The sequence below is a fragment of the Microvirga arsenatis genome (genome assembly GCF_009910705.1).
Taxonomy (GTDB): Bacteria; Pseudomonadota; Alphaproteobacteria; order Rhizobiales; family Beijerinckiaceae; genus Microvirga; species Microvirga arsenatis.
Genome location: NZ_JAAAXJ010000008.1, coordinates 19,655 through 41,978, shown reverse-complemented (window position 1 = coordinate 41,978; position 22,324 = coordinate 19,655). Strand labels below are relative to the sequence as shown.

At 63.9% G+C, this 22,324-nt stretch carries 19 protein-coding genes, 1 tRNA gene and 1 pseudogene; 6 read left to right on the top strand and 15 right to left on the bottom strand.

Annotation, left to right across the window (positions count from 1 at the left end; all coding sequences use genetic code 11):
* Window positions 1-54 precede the first annotated feature (54 nt).
* Both rpoH and GR303_RS15415 read right to left on the bottom strand, forming a co-directional pair.
* The gene (gene rpoH, locus GR303_RS15420; protein ID WP_161725433.1) at window positions 55-945 is read right to left on the bottom strand and encodes an RNA polymerase sigma factor RpoH; all 891 of its coding nucleotides are present in this window, start codon (window positions 943-945) and stop codon (window positions 55-57) included.
* Window positions 946-1,133: 188 nt separating this feature from the next.
* Window positions 1,134-2,132 (bottom strand): RluA family pseudouridine synthase, encoded by a 999-nt coding sequence (locus GR303_RS15415; protein WP_161725432.1) that lies wholly within the window; start codon window positions 2,130-2,132, stop codon window positions 1,134-1,136.
* A gap of 94 nt (window positions 2,133-2,226) precedes the next feature.
* On the opposite strand from GR303_RS15415, the gene GR303_RS15410 reads away from it, so the two are divergent.
* Window positions 2,227-2,302 (top strand) — tRNA-Glu (locus GR303_RS15410).
* Window positions 2,303-2,489: 187 nt separating this feature from the next.
* Here GR303_RS15410 and GR303_RS15405 read toward each other — a convergent pair.
* Window positions 2,490-2,900 carry a hypothetical protein gene (locus GR303_RS15405; protein ID WP_161725431.1) on the bottom strand — a complete coding sequence of 137 codons (411 nt, stop codon included), beginning with the start codon at window positions 2,898-2,900 and terminating at the stop codon, window positions 2,490-2,492.
* 438 nt (window positions 2,901-3,338) lie between these two features.
* On the opposite strand from GR303_RS15405, the pseudogene GR303_RS25475 reads away from it, so the two are divergent.
* A pseudogene (locus tag GR303_RS25475) lies at window positions 3,339-4,196 on the top strand (hypothetical protein); the annotation flags it as partial.
* Here GR303_RS25475 and GR303_RS24785 read toward each other — a convergent pair.
* Window positions 4,080-4,322: a hypothetical protein gene (locus GR303_RS24785; protein ID WP_246726449.1), complete on the bottom strand. Its 243-nt coding sequence runs from the start codon at window positions 4,320-4,322 to the stop codon at window positions 4,080-4,082. The pseudogene GR303_RS25475 and the gene GR303_RS24785 sit on opposite strands and share 117 nt — an antisense overlap.
* Window positions 4,323-4,355: 33 nt before the next feature.
* Between GR303_RS24785 and GR303_RS25175 the strand changes: the two genes are divergently transcribed.
* A complete protein-coding gene (locus tag GR303_RS25175) occupies window positions 4,356-7,967 on the top strand; it encodes a beta strand repeat-containing protein (protein ID WP_343232011.1) in 3,612 nt (1,203 codons plus the stop codon).
* A 190-nt stretch (window positions 7,968-8,157) separates the two neighbouring features.
* On the opposite strand, the gene GR303_RS15395 is transcribed toward GR303_RS25175, so the two are convergent.
* The 8 genes from GR303_RS15395 to ggt form a co-directional block, all read right to left on the bottom strand.
* Window positions 8,158-8,352, bottom strand: coding sequence for a hypothetical protein (locus GR303_RS15395; protein ID WP_161725428.1), 195 nt, complete (start codon window positions 8,350-8,352; stop codon window positions 8,158-8,160).
* A 3-nt stretch (window positions 8,353-8,355) separates the two neighbouring features.
* Window positions 8,356-8,520, bottom strand: a complete 165-nt coding sequence (locus tag GR303_RS15390) for a hypothetical protein (protein WP_161725426.1) — start codon at window positions 8,518-8,520, stop codon at window positions 8,356-8,358.
* 107 nt (window positions 8,521-8,627) lie between these two features.
* Window positions 8,628-9,965 (bottom strand): TRAP transporter large permease, encoded by a 1,338-nt coding sequence (locus GR303_RS15385; RefSeq protein ID WP_161725425.1) that lies wholly within the window; start codon window positions 9,963-9,965, stop codon window positions 8,628-8,630.
* The gene (locus GR303_RS15380; protein ID WP_161725424.1) at window positions 9,965-10,549 is read right to left on the bottom strand and encodes a TRAP transporter small permease subunit; all 585 of its coding nucleotides are present in this window, start codon (window positions 10,547-10,549) and stop codon (window positions 9,965-9,967) included. The genes GR303_RS15385 and GR303_RS15380 overlap by 1 nt, the downstream gene beginning before the upstream one ends.
* 112 nt (window positions 10,550-10,661) lie before the next feature.
* The gene (locus GR303_RS15375) at window positions 10,662-11,795 is read right to left on the bottom strand and encodes a TRAP transporter substrate-binding protein (protein WP_161725422.1); all 1,134 of its coding nucleotides are present in this window, start codon (window positions 11,793-11,795) and stop codon (window positions 10,662-10,664) included.
* Window positions 11,796-12,109: 314 nt separating this feature from the next.
* Complete coding sequence (locus tag GR303_RS15370) at window positions 12,110-13,300, bottom strand: O-succinylhomoserine sulfhydrylase (RefSeq protein ID WP_161725421.1); 1,191 nt, start codon at window positions 13,298-13,300, stop codon at window positions 12,110-12,112.
* Between the two features lie 78 nt (window positions 13,301-13,378).
* A complete protein-coding gene (gene rfbD, locus GR303_RS15365; protein ID WP_161725419.1) occupies window positions 13,379-14,284 on the bottom strand; it encodes a dTDP-4-dehydrorhamnose reductase in 906 nt (301 codons plus the stop codon).
* Window positions 14,285-14,343: 59 nt separating this feature from the next.
* A complete protein-coding gene (gene ggt / locus GR303_RS15360) occupies window positions 14,344-16,098 on the bottom strand; it encodes a gamma-glutamyltransferase (RefSeq protein WP_161725417.1) in 1,755 nt (584 codons plus the stop codon).
* A gap of 179 nt (window positions 16,099-16,277) precedes the next feature.
* Between ggt and GR303_RS15355 the strand changes: the two genes are divergently transcribed.
* Both GR303_RS15355 and GR303_RS15350 read left to right on the top strand, forming a co-directional pair.
* On the top strand, window positions 16,278-16,514 hold the full coding sequence (locus tag GR303_RS15355) for a hypothetical protein (protein ID WP_161725416.1): 237 nt from the start codon (window positions 16,278-16,280) through the stop codon (window positions 16,512-16,514).
* Window positions 16,515-16,662: 148 nt separating this feature from the next.
* Window positions 16,663-17,955: an MFS transporter gene (locus GR303_RS15350; protein WP_161725415.1), complete on the top strand. Its 1,293-nt coding sequence runs from the start codon at window positions 16,663-16,665 to the stop codon at window positions 17,953-17,955.
* Here GR303_RS15350 and GR303_RS15345 read toward each other — a convergent pair.
* Window positions 17,910-19,067, bottom strand: a complete 1,158-nt coding sequence (locus tag GR303_RS15345; RefSeq protein WP_161725414.1) for a transglycosylase SLT domain-containing protein — start codon at window positions 19,065-19,067, stop codon at window positions 17,910-17,912. The genes GR303_RS15350 and GR303_RS15345 overlap by 46 nt on opposite strands.
* Before the next feature lie 365 nt (window positions 19,068-19,432).
* On the opposite strand from GR303_RS15345, the gene GR303_RS15340 reads away from it, so the two are divergent.
* Window positions 19,433-20,221: an ABC transporter substrate-binding protein gene (locus GR303_RS15340; protein WP_246205721.1), complete on the top strand. Its 789-nt coding sequence runs from the start codon at window positions 19,433-19,435 to the stop codon at window positions 20,219-20,221.
* A 6-nt stretch (window positions 20,222-20,227) separates the two neighbouring features.
* Here GR303_RS15340 and cobU read toward each other — a convergent pair whose 3' ends face one another.
* Together cobU and GR303_RS25325 are read right to left on the bottom strand one after the other, a co-directional pair.
* Window positions 20,228-20,776, bottom strand: a complete 549-nt coding sequence (cobU, locus tag GR303_RS15335) for a bifunctional adenosylcobinamide kinase/adenosylcobinamide-phosphate guanylyltransferase (protein WP_161725410.1) — start codon at window positions 20,774-20,776, stop codon at window positions 20,228-20,230.
* A 4-nt stretch (window positions 20,777-20,780) separates the two neighbouring features.
* On the bottom strand, window positions 20,781-22,172 hold the full coding sequence (locus tag GR303_RS25325; RefSeq protein ID WP_161725408.1) for a PAS domain-containing protein: 1,392 nt from the start codon (window positions 22,170-22,172) through the stop codon (window positions 20,781-20,783).
* Between the last annotated feature and the right edge of the window lie 152 nt (window positions 22,173-22,324).

Below are 22,324 nucleotides of genomic sequence, written 5' to 3'. Positions count from 1 at the left end.
AGCAAAAAGCCGCGCGTGAGGCGCGGCTTTTTTGTCGGGCTTGCCGTTGAGGCCTCAGGCTTCGGCCGACGAGGTCTCGATCTGCGTCAGGTTCTTCTTGACCGCCTCCTGCACCTTCTCGAAGGCGCGCACCTCGATCTGGCGGACGCGCTCGCGGGAGACGCCGAACTCGGTCGAGAGCTCCTCCAGGGTGATCGGGTCGTCCGAGAGGCGGCGTGCCTCGAAGATCCGGCGCTCGCGCGGGTTGAGCACGGAGAGCGCATTGCGCAGGGCCTTCAGCCGGTTCTGGCCCTCCTCCTCCTCGACAAGCACCTGCTCCTGGCTCTGGCTCTGATCGACGAGCCAGTCCTGCCATTCGCCGCCGCCCTCGCCCTCGTCCCGCAGGGGGGCGTTGAGCGACGCGTCGCCGCCGAGGCGGCGGTTCATCTCCACCACGTCCTGCTCGGTCACGCCGAGCTGGGTGGCGATCTGCTTCACCTGGTCCGGGCGCAGGTCGCCTTCCTCCAGGGCGGAGATGCGGCCCTTGGCCTTGCGCAGGTTGAAGAACAGCTTCTTCTGGTTCGCCGTGGTGCCCATCTTCACGAGCGACCAGGACCGCAGGATGTATTCTTGAATCGCCGCCTTGATCCACCACATGGCATAAGTGGCGAGGCGGAAGCCCTTGTCGGGCTCGAAGCGCTTGACGGCCTGCATGAGGCCGACATTGCCCTCCGACACCACCTCGCTGATCGGCAGGCCATAGCCGCGGTAGCCCATGGCGATCTTGGCGACCAGGCGCAGGTGGGATGTGACGAGCTTGTGGGCTGCTTCGCGGTCCCCATGCTCGCGCCAGCGTTTGGCGAGCATGTATTCCTCATGCGGCTCGAGCATGGGGAAGCGACGAATCTCGTCGAGATAGCGCGAAAGGCCCCCTTCGTTGGCAAGCACCGGAAGCGCTGTAGCCATAGTCTCTCCTCCTTTGGCTCCCTCACCATGAGGCAAGCCTGAGGCGGCCCCCTCTCTGGCCGGCCGCCCAACTTGCTTATATAAGCGGTCCCGCCTTGTCCGAATAGAGGCGTCAGGCTTCAAGACGTGGTGAACGCTCCAAATCCGCAAGGGTGCCAGCGTGGCCTCATTTTGCGACGGATTGACGCTTAAACGCCCCCGCGCAGGGCCATGAGAAGGGCCGCCATATCCGGCGGAAGCGGGCTCTCGAAACGCAGGAGCTTGCCGCTTCGGGGATGTTCGAAGCCGAGAACGGCCGCATGCAGCGCCTGCCGGCTCAGGGTGGAAAGGGCCTCCCTGGCCTCGGCCGAGAGGCGGTTCGCCTTCGTCTTGAATCCGGATCCATAGGCGGCATCGCCCAGGAGCGGGTGCCCGAGATGGGCCATATGCACCCGGATCTGGTGGGTGCGTCCGGTCTCCAGCTCGCACCGCACCAGGCTCGCCAGCGGCTGCGCGGGCGGCAGATCCTCCAGAACCTCGTAATGCGTGATGGCGTAGCGTCCGCGATCCTCGCCCACCACGACGATCTTCTCGCGGTTGTGCGTGGAGCGGGCGAGCGCCGCCTCCACGGTTCCGCGCCGCCGCCCCGGCACGCCCCAGGCGATGGCGAGATAGGCGCGCTCCAGGGGGCCCGTTCGCCCGTGATCGGCAAACTGCGCCGCGAGCGCCTGATGGGCGAGATCGTTCTTGGCTACCACGAGCAGGCCGGAGGTGTCCTTGTCCAGCCGGTGCACGATGCCGGGCCGCTTCACGCCGCCGATGCCGGACAGGCTCTCGCCGCAATGGGCGATCAGCGCATTCACGAGGGTGCCGGAATCGTGCCCCGCTGCCGGGTGGACCACGAGGCCGGCCGGCTTGTCGATGACGATGACGTCCTCGTCCTCGTGGACGACGGCGAGAGCCATCGCCTCGCCCGCGGGCTCCGCCGGTGCCGGAGGCGGGACGGTGAGCGCGAGGCGGGCGCCACCGGGGACCTTGCGGTTCGGGTCGAGGACCGGCGCGCCGTCGAGGGTGACCTGGCCGTCGCGGATCAGCGCCTGCAGGCGGCTGCGCGACAGGCTGCCCTGGAGCCGCGCGAGCACCCGGTCCAGCCGCTCGCCCGCGCCATCCTCATCCACAATCCATTCCTGCCGGGTCGCGTCGTTCACCGCATCCTCATTTCCGTCGCGCCCTCGCTTTTTTCGGCAAAAGGGCTTGAAGCAAATCAGAAGGGTGGTTATACGAGCGGCCTCCACCTTGCTAGCTCCCTTCGTCTAGCGGTCTAGGACGTCGCCCTCTCACGGCGAAAACAGGGGTTCGAGTCCCCTAGGGAGCGCCAAAGGTTCGATAGGCAAGCCTCGCCATGTGCGGGGCTTTTTTGTTGCGCGGAGGCTGAGCCGCGGTTGGTCCAACCTGCGTTTCGAGCTGCCCTCGGGTGGCCGCATCCTTCGGATCGAGAAAGATCCGACAGTTTTCCACTCGTGGAATGTTGGCGGGGCGGCCGCGGCCGCCCCTGGGCCTCGCGCCTATTCGGCAGGCGTCAGATGAACCGCTGGGCCGGGAGCAAGGTCCCGTGCCGGACGGAAGACGAAGTAGGCGAACAGGATCATCGCAGCCAGCACGGCAAGGGAGGAGAGCGCGGCGATCGGGTCGGCCGCCGGGTAGCCCAGATGAATGGCGGCAACGGCGATCGTCAGCACAACGGTGCCGAGCGACCACAGGACAACCTGAATTCTTGCCAGCCTGCTCGCATCAAGCGCAGGGCGGCGCTCGTAGTAGATGCCGAAGAGGAACAGGGAGACCCAGCCCAGCAGGTTGAGATGGGCATGGGCGGGCATGATGGCGTGGTTCTGTGTCGCAGCCATTCCGATCCCCATCGCCATCCCCGCGATGACGAACAGAACGGCAAGCCTGAAGCTGAGTGTAGAAGCATTCATGATCGGGTCCTCCGGAAGTATTCCCTGGCTGAGGGATGCTTTTTATTACAGCCATGCTCACATTGACTGATGTGCTCAAAATCACAACAGATTATCTCAGCGTTATATGTTATGTGATAACGCAACAATTCATTTTAGATTTTCTCTAAACATACTTATAATTAGAAAACATTGTCGCTTCTAACCCAGACAAACTTCAGCGTTATGCGTACAAGAAGAGCCTCTGGGCCTTTATTTCTTGGAGCAGGTGCAATCCTCAGAATAGCCTCTCAGATTAGAACTGCAAAACCATGCAAGGACTCCTCTTTGGAGGTACTTGTTTGTGGTACCAACTTCTGAATAGATTTCTTCAAACGATAAACTTCGGCTGCAAGTAGGAAGCTGTGTTAGCCCCCGACTGGACCGAAGACCAACCTGACGGATCTAGAGGGGCAATCCATGGCTACATTTGATATTCTCGCCGCGTCCGGCCTTACGCCCGCGAGCGTCTTTCCCAGCACCGGCATCACGCAAGAGGAGCCGACGGCGACGGAAAAATCCTACACCTATGGGACCGGATCTGCATCGCGCACCATTGTTGTCATCGGAACGGACGGCGGTTCGGGCACGATCACGACGATCCAGACCGTCAGGTTGTACGGTGCCGATGGGGCGACCGTGCTCGCTGAGTTCACAGGTGTCGACAATGTGGCCCTAGCCGACTTCGAGCAGGCTTGGCTCACCGATACGGCGTCGCCGAACGATGTGTTCTCCCTGCTTCTCGGCGGAGGCTCCGTTCTGAACGGAGGCAATGGCGACGACCGCTTCGTTGGCGGCACGGGCGACGACACGATCAACGGTTACAGCGACTTCATCAACTTCACGACAATCGATTATGTCGACTATTCGCATCGCGATATCGGGATCATCGTGGATCTCGACGATGGCGACGACGAAGACAGTGCAGGCAAGGTGACCATCGAGAAGGGTGGTACGGTCGAAACTGACACCCTGAACGGCATCGGCGGTGTTTATGCGACAGCCTTCGACGATCGCATAACAGGCGACGCCTACGACAACGAGTTCTGGGGCGGGTTCGGCAATGATATCATCGATGGCGGCGACGGCTTCGACATGATCTCTTACAGAGGCCTCGAAACCCGCACGAACGGCATCCAGGTCACCTTCGACTCTGCGCATTCAGGGATCGTGGCTGGTGGAGCGGGAGAGATCGACAGCTTCACAAACGTCGAATTCGTCTACGGCACCGACAAGGCCGATTCTTTCAAAGGCGCGGAAGGATATCAGCGCTTCCGCGGCTTCGGCGGCAACGATACCTTCGACGGCGGCGCAGGAGACGACGAGGTCGATTACCGGAGCGACACTGCGGAGGTCGCCGGAAAGGCGGGTATCAACCTCAACCTGTCGAGCGTCAATGCTCAAGGCGTCGTCACGGTCGCTGGCGCGAATGGGGACGTGGATACTCTCATCAGCATCGAGAGGATCCGCGGCACACGCAACAACGACACCATCACCGGAAGCAATGGCTCCAACCGCCTGCGCGGCGATGCCGGGAGTGATGCACTCAACGGCCTCAATGGCGATGACACTCTCGAAGGCGGGAATGGCCATGACAATCTTGACGGTGGCGATGGGCGCGACCTTCTCTTGGGCGACGCAGGCAATGATGTTCTGATCGGCGGAGCAGGATTCGCCGACACCATGGAAGGCGGCGCCGGCAACGATACGATTTATGGCGGCGCCGGCACAGGCGGAGCCAGCAATACCAACGATCGGGCGGCATACAACCTGGGCTCGATCCCGGGGGAACTCGGAATCAGGGTCGTATCGGAGACCGAGGCTTACATCACCCTGACGGACGGGGGGCAGCCTGTCGACATCTTCAGTATCACGCGGACGACATCGACCACCGCCACATTTATAGTCCAAGATCTGCGCGATGGTTCGCCTCTCGGAACCGACACCGTCTCGAATGTCGATGAGATGCTGTTCTACTTCCCCGGCCGTCCGAACGACAGCTTCCGGCTCCAGATCGGCGTATCGGTTTATCAACATCAGGATCAGCAGGGCTACAATATCTATGGGGGCTTCCTGGACAACACCATCAATGCCAATCTCATTGTGGGCCTTAAGCAAACAGACAGTGTCAACATCTTCGCCGGAGACGGCAACGACACGATCACCGGGCACAATGGCGACAACGGGCTGAACGGCGGCGACGGCAATGACGTCATCAACGCAGGCGGTGGCGTCAATTACGTCGAAGCCGATGCCGGCAATGACACCGTCAACGGAGGCACCGGCTGGGGCGATTCGATGAACTATATCCTCCCGGCCGATACGAACGGCACGTTGGACGTAGATCAGGGTGAGGACACGATCATATTCACACGGACCGACGGAGGAGTCGTCCACACCCTCGTCACCGCGACCCGCAATCAGGATGGTTCCTGGACCGTCGATGCAAGGAACATAGGTTACGGAATCGACACGCTGACCAATGTCGATGCGATCAATATCTCGATCGGCGGCAACTTCGAGGACCCGGCGAAGTTCACCGGAGCAACCTTCGGCATCATCGCTTATGGCGATCCCAACAATGACGGCTACATCGTCGGCGGAACGGCCGGCGATGACACCTTCAACATCAATGAATCCGTTGTTTCGCCGGGGATTGTGAACAAGGTCGTCACGGCATACGGCCACGATGGCGACGATCACATTGTTGGTCATAATGGCGCCAATGTCCTTTTGGGTGACGAAGGCAACGACACGCTTCTAGGCGCTGCCGGCTGGGATACCCTCGATGGCGGCAACGGCAACGATCTCCTGATCGGCGGCATCGGCAATCTGACCGATGAGGATTACTTCCTCGCCAGCAACGGCAACGATACGATTTACGGCGGGAGCGAATTCCAGGGCGACAACCCCGACTTCAATTGGAACGAGATCCGGTACTTCGACAGCGGCTTTGGGAGTATCGAGGTTCAGTTCGGTGACAATGGCGGGCCGGGAACTGTCCAGAAGAAGAATGGTAGCGGCAGTGTTGTCGGCACCGATACTTTCTCTGCCATCCAAGCAATTCTCGGCACGAATGGTGCGGACACGTTCCGTGGCGGAGACACTTATGGTGTCCAGCGCTTCGTCGGCTACAAAGGGAACGACACCTTCGACGGAACCAAGGGCGTCAACGAGGTCGATTATCGGACCGAAGCAAGGGTCCTGGGGATCACGACCGGCATCACTGTCGATCTCGGATCGCAGAATACCGCCACGGTGACCGATCTCAGCGGCAACACCGATACATTGACCCTGATCGAGCGTGTCCGCGGGACGGAGCAGAACGATACCGTGCGTGGCAACGGGCTCAACAACCGCCTGCGTGGTGACAAAGGCAACGACATCATCGACGGCCGTGACGGTGACGATCGTCTCGAGGGTGGCGATGGCAACGATACCATCACCGGAGGATTGGGGAACGATACCCTTCAGGACGGCGCTGGGAACGATACGGTCAATGGAGGCTTCGGGGATGACTACTTCGAAGTCGGTGGCGGTGACGACACCATCGATGGAGGAGGCGGAGATCCCAATCCCGATGCCTTCAATGACATCTCCTACCGCAACACGGCCTCTGCCGGTATCGTCATCGATTTTGACGACAATCAGGCACTGGCCGGCGTGGTGACGGATGACGGCAGCGGAGGCCAGGACACCTTCACGAACATCAATGCCGTTCATGGATCGCAGTTTGGCGACTCCTTCAAAGGCGGCACAGGCAACTACCGCTTTATCGGCCATGGCGGCAACGATACGTTCGAGGGCAGCCTCGACAGCAATGCGGAGGTCGATTACCGCTCCGAGGCGAGGGCCGCCGGCCGCACGGTCGGCATGACGATCGACCTCGCCGCGGGACAGGTGCTGGATGCCACCGGAGGCGTCGACACCCTCATCAACATCAAGCGGGCCCGCGGCACCGATCATGCCGATATCATCTATGGCAACGATCTGAACAATCGCCTGAGGGGTGATGGAGGCAACGATCTCCTCAGAGGCGGTGCCGGAAACGATGATCTTCAGGGCGGTGCCGGAGCAGACACAATCATCTACAGCGGAAACCGGTCCAACTATCGCGTTACGATCAATGGAACGACTCTTACAGTTGCGGATCAACGCAATGGCGCGGATGGCACCGACACGGTAATCGACGCCGAGTTCTTCAACTTCGGCGGCACGATCCTCAACCTGGCCGAGGTGCTCAATTACGGCTCCGGAATTGGCATGAGCAACGGGGTAGTCGCAGAGAACAGCGCCGCGGGTACTCAAGTCGGGACCTTGACGGTGGCGAATCCGGATGCCGCCAGCAACTACACCAAGTACGCGCTGCTCAACGATGCCGGCGGCCGCTTCATGATCGGAGCCGACGGAAAATCCATCGTGGTCAAGAACGGCATTCTTCTCGACTATGAGCAGGCCGCAACCCATAGGATCACGGTCCAGGCGATCGATGAGGCTTTGAACAAGAGCATCACCTATGACCTGACCGTCGTCCTGCAGAACGTGGACAAGGAGAACACGACCGGCACCACCGGGAGCGACACGGTCTCGGGCGGGGCGAGTTCCGACACGCTCGCGGGTGGCGGCGGCAATGACGTTCTGGATGCCGGCGCCGGCAAGGACAAGGTGGAGGGCGGCATCGGCAACGACCGTCTCATCGGCGGTGGTGGACAGGATACCCTGAGCGGCGGCGCCGGCAAGGACGTGTTTGCCTTCGGTGCCAAGGACACCGGCACCAGCAAAGGCACGGCGGACACGATCACCGATTTCAAAGGCCGGGAGGGCGACCGCCTCGACCTGAAGCTGATCGATGCGGATGTGAAGAAGAAGGGCGATCAGGCCTTCAGCTTCATCGGCAAGACCGACTTCACCAAAGCCGGACAGGTGCGCTACGAAAAGGCGGGCAAGGACACTTACGTCTACCTGAACACCGACAGCGACAAGGCTGCCGAAGCGGTGATCAAGCTCAAAGGCGCGATCGACCTGCAGAAGGGCTGGTTCGTGCTCTAAAGGGCTGGGCGAGCCTTAAGGGCATGATGCACACAGAAGGAGGGCAGCGCAGGCCGCCCTCCTTTTTGCTGCCCTGCACTCAGCTGCGTCGGGTGACGCGGGCCTTGCGGGAGCCCGACACCTTCTGCTTGCGTCGGCTTCCCTTCTTCCAAGACGGTCTCATCCGGGCTTTGCGGGACATGAACGGCTCCTAGCGCTCGTGATGGGGAGACTTGGGACTGGCTTGCTCCAGACCCTTCCGCTGATCGTTGCCGGCCGAGCTTCTCTGGCCCGTCGAATTGTCCTGCGCAGGCCTGTCCCGGTGGTCTTCTGCCGGGGGCACGATGCTGGTGTTCAGGCTCCGCTCGGCCAGGCCTTCCGTGCGGTCCTCGGGCGCGGCGGCCATGGCCTAGCCGTTGCTCTGGATGTCGCTGCGGTGGGACCCCGCGCCCGCACCCTGTTGAGACTGAAGCGCATGTTCGCAGCGCTCGACATGGCTTTGGGCGCGCTGCTGCATCTCCTGTGCGTTGTGGCAGGGATTGTCGATGTCCTGGTGGCAGAACTGGCACTTCATGATGGCCTCCTTTGCGGCACGAACAGGAGGCCAACGTGAAGGGGGAGTGACGGTTCCGGCTTGGCCGTTCCGTTCACCGCGGATTGCGCCGCAGGGATGACGCCCGATTACCCGTAGAGATAGCGCGGCAACCACAGGCCGAGTCCCGGGAAGATGTAGAACATGGCCATGGCGACGATCACGAGGAACAGGAACGGCATCACTCCGGCGAAGATGTCGTTGATGCTCACATGCGGCGGCGCGATGCCCTTGAGGTAGAAGGGCGCCATCGCCACCGGCGGCGATAGGAACGATGTCTGGATGTTGAGGGCGATCAGCACGCCGAAGAAGATCGGGTCGATGCCGAAGTTGTCGAGGAGCGGCAGGAAGATCGGCACGAAGATCACCACGATCTCCGTCCATTCCAGCGGCCAGCCGAGCACGAAGATGATCACCTGCGTCAGGATCAGGAACCAGAAGGGCGAGAGGTTCAGGCCCGTGACGAAGTGCTCGATGGGCTGGTGGCCGCCGAGGAAGGCGAAGATCGACGAGAAGATGAAGGACCCGACGAAGAGCCAGCACACCATGGCCGAGGTGCGAGCGGTGAGGATCACCGATTCCCTGAGCTTGCCGAAGGAGAGCGAGCGATAGGCCGCGGCGAGCAGCAGGCTGCCCATCGCCCCCACGGCTGCCGCCTCGGTCGGGGTCGCGATGCCGAAGAAGATCGCTCCGAGCACGGACAGGATGAGCAGGGCGAGGGGGAAGAACGACGTGGCCAGCGACCAGATGATCTTGGCGAGCGGAACCCTGCGTTCCTCGGCCGGCAGCTTGGGCGCGAGATTCGGATTGATCATGCAGCGGATGAGCACGTAGAGCATGTACAATCCGGCGAGCATCAGGCCCGGGAACAGGGCGCCCGCATAGAGCTTCGGCACCGACACGCCGGCGGTTGCGCCGTAGAGGATCAGCATCACGCTGGGCGGGATCAGGATGCCGAGGCAGCCGCCGGCGCAGACGACGCCGGCCGACAGGCGGATATCATATCCTGCCCGCAGCATGGCCGGGAAGGCGAGAAGGCCCATGAGCGTGACGACCGCGCCCACGATTCCCGTGGCGGTGGCGAACAGGGCGCAGGTCAGCAGCGTCGCGATGGCGAGCGATCCGGGAAGGCCGCCGACGGCGATCTGGATCGAGTAGAAGAGCCGGTCGAGAATGTTCGCCCGCTCGATGATGTAGCCCATGAAGACGAAGAGCGGGATGGCGACAAGCGTGTCGTTCGTCATCACCGAATAGGCGCGCTGCACCACGAGGGAGAACACGATGTCGCCCATGGCCATGTAGCCGAAGCCGAAGCCCAGCGCCATCAGCGTGAAGGCGATGGGAAACCCGAACATGATGAAGACCACGAACAGGCCGAGCATCAGCACGCCCAGTTCGGGATTTCCCAACCCCCAAGATGCCAGCATCAGACGGTCCCCTTCGTAAGGCCTTGTTGCTCGGCCTGCTCGAGAATGAGCTTTTCGGTTTCTTCCACGTCATGGAGCCGTTGCGGCCATGCGCCGGTGCGCAGGCATTCGATGCAGCGGATCACCTCGACCATGCCCTGGAAAGCCATCAGAATGCCCGCGAGAGGGATCAGCGCCTTGAAGGGGTAGATCGGCGGCCCGTTCGGCGAGTTCATGGAGTGCTCGTTCATCATCCATGACATCTGGGAAAACGGAATGCCTGCATAGACGAGGGCGAGGATGCCGGGGAAGAAGAACAGGAAGTAGAGCACGAGGTCCATGGCCGCCTGCCGGCGCGGCGGCCAGTTGCGGTAGAGGAAGTCACCTCTCACGTGGTTGTTACGTGCCAGCGTGTATGGGCCCGCCACCATGAAGAGCAGCCCATAGAGCATATAGCTTGCGTCGAAGGCCCATTCCGTTGGGGCTCGCAGCACATAGCGCGCGAACACCTCGTAGCAAACGGCGAAGGTGAGGGCGAGGATCGCCCAGGCCACGGCCTTGCCGATGAAGGTGTTGATGCGGTCGATGACATAGACGAAGCGCATGGGGCAAGGCCCTTCCGGAAGCCTGCGGGATACTACGAGGGCGGCATCGTCTGTGCCGCCCGCGCCGTTACAAAGTCGTGCCTTGGCTGGAGGCGAGCCTTCAGGCCACTCCTCAGGTGGACTTGAAGAAGTGGTCGTAAGCCATGTCGCGCGAGGGCTCGTTCAGCCGCTCATAGGCATAGGTGCGCTGCACCCAGGCCTTCTGGCTGTCGATCACCTTCTTGAAGAACGGATCCTTCGAGAACTCGTCGATCACCTTGTTCCAGGCATCGAGCTGCGCCTTCAGCACCGAGTCCGGGGTCTTCCTGACTTGGACGCCGCGGCCGCGGATGGCCTCCAAATCCTTCGAGTAACGGTCGAGCGCCTTCCAGGACATGTCGGCCGAAGAGGACTCGGCAGCGTACTTGATGATGGCCTTCAGCTCCGCCGGGAGTGCATCGAACTTTGCCTTGTTGAAGATGATCTCGAAGGTCTCGCCGGACTGGTGATAGCTCTGAAGCATCAGGTTCTTCGACACGTCGGGGAATCCGAGCACCAGATCGGAGGACGGGTTGTTGAACTCCGCACCATCGATCACGCCGCGCTCGAGAGCGGGCACGATCTCGCCGCCGGCCAGGATGGTGACGGCCGCGCCGAGCTGGCGGTTGAGATCCGCTGCGAGACCGACCGTGCGGTACTTCAGCCCCTTGAAGGCATCGGCCGAGGTCACCTCGCTCTTGAACCAGCCGAGGGGCTGGGCCGGCATGGGGCCGGACAGGAAGCCGACGATGTTGAGCTTCAGGATCTGGTTCTGCAGCTCGTTGTAGAGATCGTAGCCGCCGCCGTGATTCATCCAACCCAGGAACGAATTGGCGTTCCAGCCGAAGGATGGGCCGGTGCCGAACAGGGCGAAAGCCTTGTTCTTGCCGTACCAATAGGCCGCCACGCCGTGACCGCCGTCGAGGATGCCCGCATGCACCGCATCCTGCAGCTGGAAGGCCGGAACCACCGCGCCGGAGGCGAGAACGTCGAGCTTCAGGCGCCCGCCGGACATGTCGTTCACGCGCTTGGCGAAGTCGTTGCAGAACTCGTGGAAGATGTCCCGGTTGGGCCACGTCGACTGGAATTTCCAGGTGGCCGTCTGGGCCCGGGAGACCTGGGGAGCGGCGACCGTTGCTGCCGCTCCGAGGCCGGCGACCTGCAGGAAGCGGCGACGTGACTGCTTGGACGGGCTTGAAGTCTTTGGTCCTGGATTGTCCTTCTTCATGGCTTCCTCCCTCAACCCCCTGGTTTGTTGTGAGGACCGCGTCTTCTTCTGTTCGGGCCGCGTTGTTCCTGAGGGGATGGTGTGGCATTTCCCTAGGGACTTCAAGGGCCGGCGCCGGACACCGACCATAGACCTCAGTCGCAGACGCTCTCGACCTGCAGAGGGCTGCTCCCCCGAATTGCTGTGAGCAGGTGCTTTGCCGCTTCTGAAGAAGCGATCGGTGAGAGCCTCAAGTCCGCCTCGGCCGACCGGGCCCGGCGACGGCCCGCGCGGCGCGAGGTTTCACGTTATCGTGAAGCACGAAGTGTGCTGCGTCAGACCTGTTCGAGAGCGCAGGCGAGGTCAGCCAGCAGATCGTCGCGATGCTCCAGGCCGACGGAGAGGCGCACGAGCCCATCCGAGATGCCCATCTCCGCACGCTGCTCGGGCGTGAAGCGCTGGTGGGTGGTGGTCGCCGGATGCGTGACGAGGCTCTTGGCATCGCCCAGGTTGTTCGAGATCCGGATCAGCCTCAGCGCGTTCAGGAACCGGAAGGCCTCGGCCTTGCCGCCTTTCACCTCGAGGGCGATCATGGTGGAGGCGCCGCTCATCTGCCGCTTGATGAGGGCGGCCTGGGGGTGATCGGGACGCCCCGGATAGGTCAGCTTCCGCAGCTTCGGATGATCGTGCAGCGCATCGGCCAGATAGGCTGCGGTCTGCGTCTGCCGCTCGACGCGCAGGGGCAGCGTCTCAAGGCCCTTGAGAAGAACCCAGGCATTGAAAGGCGAGATCGAGGGACCTGTCATGCGCAGGAACTGCTGCACCTTGGTCTCGATGAACTCTTGAGAGCCCAGGATCACGCCGCCGAGACATCGGCCCTGCCCGTCGATGTGCTTCGTCGCGGAATAGACCACGCAGTCGGCGCCCAGGGCGAGGGGCTTCTGAAAGAGCGGGGTTGCAAACACGTTGTCGACGGTAAGCGTTGCCCCGGCCTCATGGGCGATGGCGGCAACGGCGGCGATATCGATGATCTCAAGGCTCGGATTGGTGGGCGTTTCCAGCAGGAAGGCCTTGGTCTGCGGCCGCACCGCCCTGCGCCAGCCGTCGAGGTCCCTTCCATCCACCAGGGTGCAGGCGACCCCGAACCGGGGCAGCAGATCCTCCACCACCCAGCGGCATGAGCCGAACAGGGCGCGGGCGGCCACCACGTGGTCTCCGGCCTGGACCTGACCGACCATGGCCGCCGTGACCGCGGCCATGCCGCTCGCCGTGGCGCGCGCCGCCTCGGCGCCTTCGAGGGAGGCGATGCGCTGCTCGAAGGCATCGACGGTGGGGTTTGAATAGCGGCTGTAGCTGTAACCCGGCTCCTCATTGAGAAACCGCCGCTCGGCGCTCTCCGCGCTCTCGTAGACGAAACCCTGCGTGAGAAAGAGCGCTTCGGCCGTCTCCCCGAAGGGGGTGCGCTGATGGCCCTCGTGAACGAGGCGGGTTTCGAGTCGGTATTCAACATCATGCGGCTTGGTCATGGAGCCACCCTACGGTTGTTCTTTATAAAGAACAACCGTCTTCTTTTGCAGGATAGCTTCGGCGCAGCTTGTAGCGGCTCAGCGGGCGACTTCCTTGCGCGCCTCCCCGATCAGGCGCTTCACGCACACCTCTAGGGAGGAACGCCAGGGCGGGAGCACGACCCCGTGCGCCTCCTTCAGCTTGGTGCAGTCGAGCCGTGAATTGGCCGGGCGCTTGGCCGGGGTGGGGAAATCCGACGTGGCGATCGGCCGGACCTTCGCGGAGGGGCCGCCGAGCCGCGACGAGACGGCAAAGATCTCGGCCGCGAACTCCGCCCAGGTGGCAAAGCCCGTGCCGGCCATGTGGAACAGGCCGCGCAGGCTCCGGTCCTCGGGCCGCTCGATCAGGTTGCGGCTGACGGCGATGATTCCATCGGCGATGTCGAGGGCGCTCGTGGGCGAGCCCTGCTGGTCGGCCACGATGCCAACCTCCTCCCGCTCGCCGGCAAGACGCAGCATGGTCTTCACGAAGTTCTTGCCGAAGGGGCTGTAGACCCAGGCGGTGCGCAGGATGACGTGGTTCTCAGCCTCAGCCGCCACCGCCTCCTCGCCGAGAAGCTTCGAGGCGCCGTAGACGCCCAGGGGAGAAACCGGATCGTCCTCCCGGTAGGGCCGGTCCGCCGTGCCGTCGAACACGTAGTCGGTGGAGAGATGGATGACGGGCACGTTCATGGAGGCAGCGGCGCCGGCCACCACGCCGGCGCCGATCCCGTTGATGGCCTCGGCGAGCTCCCGGTCGGACTCCGCCTGATCCACGGCCGTATAGGCAGCCGCGTTCACGATCACGTCGCCGCCGGTGTCGATGAGGGCGTCCTCGATGCCCGATGGATCGGCAAGGTCGAGCTTGGGCCGGCCGACGAGCACGGCCTGGGCGCCGTGAGCCCGCGCCCGCTCCGCGAGGGAGCGAGCAACCTGACCTTCCTTGCCGACGACGATGATACGCATGGAACCTGAAACCTTCTCGATGACGGCAGCGACCCTCTCGGGGCCGCTGCTCTCAATGATCAATTGCCGATCGCAACGCCTTCGCGGCGGCTGTCGGCCCCGCCGACAAGCCCCGCCGGCGTTACAACGATAGCGTGGATGCCGGAGTTCTGGTCGATCAGCTTCACTTCATGGCCTTTGGCTTCAAGCGCGGCCTTCCAGCCTTCCGCTTCCGTGCCGGCCTCCAGCTCGGTCGGGCCGTTGCGGCTGCCGACATTGGGAAGGTCGGCGGCCACCTGCGGATCGAGCTTCCAGTCGAGGATGCCGACGAGGGTCTTGACCACGTAGTTGATGATCAGGCTGCCGCCCGGGGAGCCGACCACCGCATGGAGCTTGCCGCTGCTGTCGAGCACGATGGTCGGCGCCATCGACGAGCGCGGGCGCTTGCCGGCTTCGACCCGGTTGGCGATGGGCTTGCCGTCCTCCGTCGTCGCGAAGGAGAAATCCGTCAGCTCGTTGTTGAGCAGGAAGCCGCTCTTCGTCATCAGGCGTGCGCCGAACCCGTCCTCGATCGTGGTGGTCATCGACACCGCATGGCCATTGCGGTCCACGATGGAGATGTGACTCGTGCCGTACTCGATTCCGTCCGAGGAGCCCCACAGGAAGGTCTTCTGGAAGGGCGGATCGCCCGGCTTGGCCTTGCCCATCGACTTGTTGGGATCCACGAGAGCCGCTCGGCTCTTGATGTAGCCTGGATCCGTCAGGCCCTTGACCGGCACATTCACGAAGGCGGGATCGGCCACGAAGAGGGCGCGATCCGCATAGGCGAGGCGACCCGCCTCGGCGATCCAGTGGACGGCCTCCGGACCCGGCTTCATGGAAGCCAGGTCCTGTGTCTCCAGGATGCCCATGATCTGTTGCACGGCGAGCTGGCCGGAACTCGGCGGGGCCATGCCGCAGATCCTGTAGGTGCGATAGGTGCCGCACAGGGCCTCGCGCTCCTGCACCTTGTATCCCTTGAGGTCCTCCAAGGTCATGTCGCCCGGATTGGTGGGATGGCCCGTCACGGTGGCCACGATGTCCTGTGCGATCTCGCCGGTGTAGAAGGCGTCGGCTCCCTTGTCAGCGATGGTGCGCAGGGTCTGGGCGAAGGCCGGGTTCTTGAGAACGGTTCCGACCGCCTTCGGCTTGCCATCGGCCTCGTAGAAATAGGCGCGGGCGATCGGGTCGTTCTGCAGGTACTTCTCCTGGGTCAGGAGCCCGTTGAGGCGCGGCGAGACGGCGAAGCCCTCCTCCGCGAGGCGAATGGCCGGCTCGATAACCTGGCGCCAAGGCAGCTTGCCCCAATTCCGGTGCGCCGCTTCCAGCAGGCGCAGCGTTCCCGGCACCCCGACCGAGCGGCCTCCCACCACGGCATCGTAGAACTTCATCGGCTTCCCGTCGGGTCCCAGGAAACGCTCCGGCTTGGCGGCGGCGGGTGCCGTCTCGCGGCCGTCGAGGGAGGTCATGGTCTTTCCATCCCAGAAGACCATGAAGGCTCCGCCCCCGATGCCGGAGCTCTGCGGCTCCACGAGGTTCAGGACGAGCTGAACGGCCACGGCCGCATCGACCGCGCTGCCTCCCGCCGCAAGGATCTCGCGGCCGGCCTGAGCGGCCAGGGGATTGGCGGCTGCAACCATGTCCTTCGCAGCCGAACCGGCGGTCTTGGCCGCGCGTCCGGTCGGAGCTTCGGGAGCGGGAGCAACCGCTTGCGCAAAGGCCGCTGCCGGCATGGACAGGCTGGCAAGAAGGCCAAGGCCAAAGAGGCTTTGCCGGAACGCGCTGTGGGTGGTCATGCTTGGATCTTCCCTCTCTTAGGCTTCGGGATGAAAGATCATAACAAGGGATCATCCCTTTGCGCCACTTCCCAATCTGCAACAAAAGCGGGACATTCTTCGATTATTGCGCTGCAATATCACACTCCTGTCATTCTTTTCCGCCAGGGTGCGATTCGTCGCGAAAAATGGAGCAGGACATGTACGCATATAATCTGTTCCGCAGCACGAAGCCTGACGGCCTCGTCTGTGCAGTACCGGAAGAGCGCACGGTTCCTCCATTCGTCGTCGAACCCCATTGGCAGTTCGGCGGGCGGATCGAAGACCGGGAAGTGCCTCTCGGCTTCGACAGGAGGGCGGCCATGGAAGGCGTGCGCTTCAACGGATTTTACCTCTTCGCCAGCTTCCAGAAGGACCGCGCGAACCGCTCGGCCTGAGCAAAGCTTGCGGCGTGCCCTGCCCTGCGACCGGGCATGCCGTCCCACCGAGAAATCTCCACGCTTCGGATCGACCCTTGATCTTGAGCGGCGCCTGCTCTCTTCTGGGTGACCCGCGCCCCCGCCGCTTCGCACCCTCGATCCGATCGTGAATTCATCCCTTGCCCTGATCTGGACCATTACGGCCGCCACCACGCTGCTGCAGGCCGGCAACGGTCTTCTCCAGGCCCTGATGCCGCTGCGCATGCAGGCGGAGGGGATCTCCGTCGCCTCCATCGGCGTCGTGGCTGCCGCCTATGGGCTCGGCTTCTCCACCGGCTGCTTCATTGCGCCGAGCTTCATCCGTCATGTGGGCTATATCCGCGCCTTCGCGAGCCTCGCGGCGCTGGTTTCCGTGCTCGTGCTGGCCATGACCCAGGCGCATTCGACCCTGGCCTGGGTCGTCCTGCGCGGGCTGAGCGGCGTCACGCTCGCCTGCATCTTCACGGTCACCGACGGCTGGATCAGCGCCCGCGCGACCTCGAGCCATCGGGGGCGGATCCTGTCGATCTACATGATCTGCACCAAGGTCGCGCTGATGCTGTCTCCGCTGGGGATCGGGTTCGGCGACATCCGCACCGACGGTCTCTTCATGGCCGTCAGCGCGCTGATCACCCTCTCGCTGCTGCCGATCGCGGCCACCACGACAAAGGAGCCCGGTGCGCCGCAGGGCGTGCGCATCGAGGTGAGAAAGCTTCTCGCCACCGCCCCCTCGGCCGTGGTGGGAGCCTTCGTGGTGGGGCTGGTCAACGGTCCGGTGATCGCCATCACGCCCGTGTTCGGCGTCAGCATCGGGCTCAACCAGGATCAGGCGGCCGCTCTCCTCTTCGCCCTGCAGGCGGGCAGCCTGGCCATGCAATGGCCCCTGGGCTGGCTCTCGGACCGGGCGGACCGCCGCTACGTCATCGCAGGCCTGGCGGCGGGAACGAGCCTCGTGTCCCTGCTGATCCTGTGGGCCAGCGCGCAGGGCGCAAGCCTGCTGATCCTCTGGTGCTTCGCAATCTGGGGCGGGCTTGCCCTGTGCATCTACTCGGTCTGCGTGGCCCATGCCTGCGACATCGTCGAGCCGGGCCAGATCGTCTCCACCGTCGGGACGCTGCTGTTCTCCTGGGCGACCGGCGTCACCGTCGGTCCGCTTTTCGGAGCCCTGGCGATGGAGATCATCGGCCCCCGAGGGCTCTTCATCTATGCGGCCGTGGCTTCGCTGGGGCTGGCGCTCTTCATCGCGATGCGGATCATCCGCATCCAGCGCACCCCGACCAAAGGGGGATTCCTGGATGTTGCGCCGACGAGCTCCGCCTCTCCAGCCATGGCGCCGCGGGCGGAGGCGAACGGCGGCCCCGACGGGGCAGGGGATCAGAAGGACGAATCGGCCGTCGCCCGCGCCGACACGTCGACATAGCGGTTGAGGCGCTTGTCGATCATTCCGTCGATCTTGCCGTAGACCTCGGCCACGCTGAGCTGCCGGGTCTTCTTGCCATCCTTGGTGAAGAACAGGGACTTGTTCGACCTCGCCGCTGCCGGGAAGGCATCGGGGGCGCTCTTCCTGGGCGTGTCGTCCACGAGCGCGATGAACTTGCTTGCGCTGTCCACGCCGAAGAAATGCGAGAGATAGAATTCCGAGCGGCTGAGCTTGCGGCCCAGGCGCGCCTCGATCTTCGCCTTGTCGCGCTTCATCATCTCGGCGGCCATGAGGGCCGAGATATAGGGATTTCGGCGCAGCCCGAGGATATGCTCGCGCATGGTCTCGTTCGGGATCGACAGCTTCCCGCCAGCGCCTTCGATGGATTGGGCCTCGGCAATCAGACCGTGCGCCGGGCCGAAGGAGCGAACCACCTCAAGCCACGTGCTCGAGATGAACTGGAACAGGCCCACGGCGGACGAGGTCGAGGCCTTGTTGCCGGGCAGGAAGCTCGACTCCTTGTCCGCCAGGGCCATCATGTAGACCGGGTCCGCGCCGGTGAACTTGGAGGCCCGCAGGATCGTGTCCACGATCCAGACCGGGACGCGCATGTCCTCGAATTCCATGTACTCCGTGAGTTCCCGCGACATGGGCTCGTCGTCCTCGCTGCCTTCCGAGGTGGGCGGGTTGGTCAGGGGAAGCGAGAGAATGATCTGCTTCTGCAGTTCCGAGGCGGAGGCGACGACCGGCTCGACAGGCTCAACCTGAGCGAGGGGATCGACGGGCGCGGCATCGCTTGCGGCCATCACGAAGGGCGCATTGGGCTGAGCGGCCGGCAGCCTGATGGCATCCGCACCGGCCTCGAGGCCCGCCGGGAGAAGCGTCCGCGGTTCCGCGGCGGACGCAGATTGCAGGGGGCCCGCCAGGCTGATGCCGAAGGTGATGCAGGCTCCCAGGCCCAGAACCTTGGTGAGGTTCAGCAGGGTCTGTCCTCCTTGAAGACGTGAGCAGTTCCGGGTTTCGCGTCCGGCAGCGAGGCTGCTGGCTTCATCGCTGAGGCAAACGGCTGCAGACTGGCGTGAGGCGTGAGCCGCCTTGAGAGCGATTTGCATGTGAAGAGCCCCCAGAAAGTGTGCCGCTTCGCCGTTCGTCACGGGTGTGCGGTCGTTGTTCGTTCAAGTGAGGCAGGTATGTGCTAGGTAGATATGTCCAGAATAGGTCAGCTTGACGGTATATTTTCAGCTTGTTTCCGCCTGCGACGTTTTGCAACTATCCATATACAGAGGGCTTGCTTCGAAAGGACGATGCTTGGCCGTAAATTACTGTTTGGTTAATGATTTATTCGAACAAGCATTGCGGCAGCTTCAACACGACAGCACTTTTCGTTAGAAGCCCATCATTCCCTTGGACCTCAGCGACCATGCCGCACCGCGCTTGGCAAAGCGTTTTCAAGCCAGCACTTTTGGCCTGCTGCCTCATGCTCCCGGCCGGTGCGGGGCTGGCGCAGCCGCGACAGGTTGCCTCACTCAATCTCTGCACGGACCAGCTCGTCCTCGCCCTTGCCGACCACAGCCAGATCGCTTCCTTGAGCCGTCTGGCCCGCGACCCCGAGATCTCGTTCCTGGCTGAGCGGGCGCGGGGCATGCCCACGAGCGAGGGTGCCGAGCCCCTGCTGTTCCGCCGGCCCGATCTCGTGCTGACGGGCACCTATGGGCAGAACGACCAGGTGGCGCTTCTCAGGAAACAGGGGTTGGAGGTGCTTCAGCTCGGCCCATGGTCGAGCCTGGAGGAGGGGCGCGCGCAGATCCGAACCCTTGCCGCCAGGCTCGGCCATCCCGAGCGGGGCGAAGCTCTCGTCGCGAGAATCGACGCGGCGCTGGCGGGAACGCGCGGCATCGTGCGGGGATCGCGCCGCATCCTGGTCTATGAGCGGGGAGGCTGGGTCGCGGCCGCGTCCTCGCCGTTGAGCGAGATCCTCGCCCATTTCGGCTTCGCGCTCCACCAGCCGGCGCTCGGTCTGGACGCCGGGGGCCTTGCACGTCTGGAGGCCGTCGTGATGGCGCCACCCGATGCCCTGCTCGTGGACTCGGCGGCCCAGCAGGCCATCGACAACGGCACGGCTCTGCTGGCGCACCCGGCCCTCGCCGCCGCCGTGCCGCCCGAGCGGCGCCTCGCCGTCCCGGCCCGCCTGACGATCTGCGGCGGCCCTTCGACGCCGGCCGCCATCGAAGCCCTGGCGGAGGAAGCGAGGGGCAAGCTGCGCTGAGGGCGATCAGCCGAGCCGCAGATCGAGGGGGGCGGCCGGCTTCAGCAGGATGGGGCAGCCTGCCGCCACGAAGACGACGGCATCGCAAGCCTCCGCTACCCTCTGATTCAGGCGCCCCTGCGCGTCGCGGAACCGGCGCCCAAGGGGCGTGGCGGGGACGATGCCCTGACCCACCTCGTTCGAGACGAGGATGACGGGACCCTGGGCGTCCCTCACGGCCTGGATGAGGCGGGCGGATTCCCGCTCCGGGTCGCGCTCGGCCAGAACCATGTTGGAGAGCCACAGCGTCAGGCAATCGACCAGCACCACCCCGGCGGGACCGGCCTGGGCCTCGATGGCCTCGGCCAGCGCCAGGGGGGCGTCGACCGTCCGCCAGGAACCGTCCTCCCGCTCCCTGCGGTGCTGCGCGATGCGCTCACCCATTTCCTCGTCGAAGGCCTGGGCCGTGGCAATGTAGGTCCGCTGCGGGGATGCGCTCTCGGCGAGCTTCTGGGCGATGCGGCTCTTTCCGGAGCGGGCTCCTCCGAGCACGAGAACGCGACGGTGGACGATCATGGCCTCAGGCCGTCAAGCGGCTCAGGGGCAGGCTCATGCGGACGCGCAGGCCCTCGGGCCGCCACTCCCGCTCCAGCGCTCCCCCGAGCTGGCCGGTGATGCTCCTTTGCGAAAGCTGGGTTCCGAAGCCTTCGAAGCCGGGCGGAGCCTCGATGGGCGGCCCGCCGCTCTCGGTCCAGAGGAGCTCCGCGACGTCGTCCTGCACCGTCCAGCAGATGGCGAGCTCGCCCCCCTCCCAGGACAGGCAGCCGTATTTGGCGGCGTTGGTGGCCAATTCGTGCAGCACCAGCGCCAGGCTCGTGGTCGTGTTGGCGCCCACGGGCACGTCAGGGCCTTCGATGACGATGCGGTTCTCCCCCGCCTGCTTGTAGGGATCGAGGACGGCGCCGATCAGCCGGGACAGCTCGACGGCGGTCCCCGCGCCCGCCTCCGCAGCCGAGACGGGCTGGACCAGCTCATGGGCCCGAGACAGGGCGCTGAGGCGGCCGCGCAGGGCCGTGGCCATGTCCTTCGGGTCCTTGGCGGTGCGGGCGGTCATCGAGACCATGCCGTTGGCGATGGCAAACAGGTTCTTCACCCGATGATTGAGCTCGCGCATCAGGAGCTTCTGCCCTTCTTCCAGGGCGTGGCGCTCTGTGATGTCGCTGATGACGCCATAAAGGCTCACCGCCCGCCGCTCGCCGCTCACCTCCCGGTAGAGAGCCTGACCGTGCGACCGGAACCAGCGCATTCTCCCGTCCGGCAGCACGGCCCGGTACTCGTTCTCGTAATGGCCATCGGAGGCAGGATCCGCCGCTGCCGCGATCCGCGCCTTCACCGTCTCGCGGTCGTCGGGGTGGACCATCTCCCAAGCCTCTTCGAGGGTGAGGCTGTAAAGGCCGTTGTGCGGCAGGTGGTAGAGAGCGCAGCTGCCCTCGTCCCAGGTGATCCGCCTGTTTTCGAGATCGATCTGCCAGGTTCCCAGGTTTGCAGCCTCCAGGGCCAGCCGGTACTGGCATTCGAGGATCCGAACGGACTCCTCTGCCTGCTTCTGCCTGTCGATGTTGGTGCAGGTGCCGAACCAGCGGGCGATCTCTCCCGTGAGATCCTGGATCGGGATGGCCCGGGTGAGAAACCACTCATAATGTCCGGCGGCATTCCGGAGCCTGAATTCCCGTTCGTAGGGCTCGCCGGTTGCGATCGAGCGATGCCAGTGATCGAGAGCCCCGGGGAATTCGTCAGGGTGGATCGCCCTCTGCCAGCCTTCGCCCGTGGATTGCTCGGGGAGCAGCCCGGTGAATTCGCACCACCGGCGGTTGACGTAGTCGACATGGCCATCGGGGCGGGCCGACCAGACGAGTTGCGGCAGGGACTCCGCCAGAACGGCGAATTGCGTTTCGGTTTCCTTGAAATCCACTCAGAACTCCCGAGGACCGCCGGTGCGGCCTGTTCTCCCGAAGGCTAACTCTCTTGCTATCAGGGAAGCATAGTTGTCGGCCTTTTTCGAGGCTGACAACCCACAATGGGTTGAAGCCGCATTTTCCCGGGCGCAAGAGTAGCGCCAGCCTT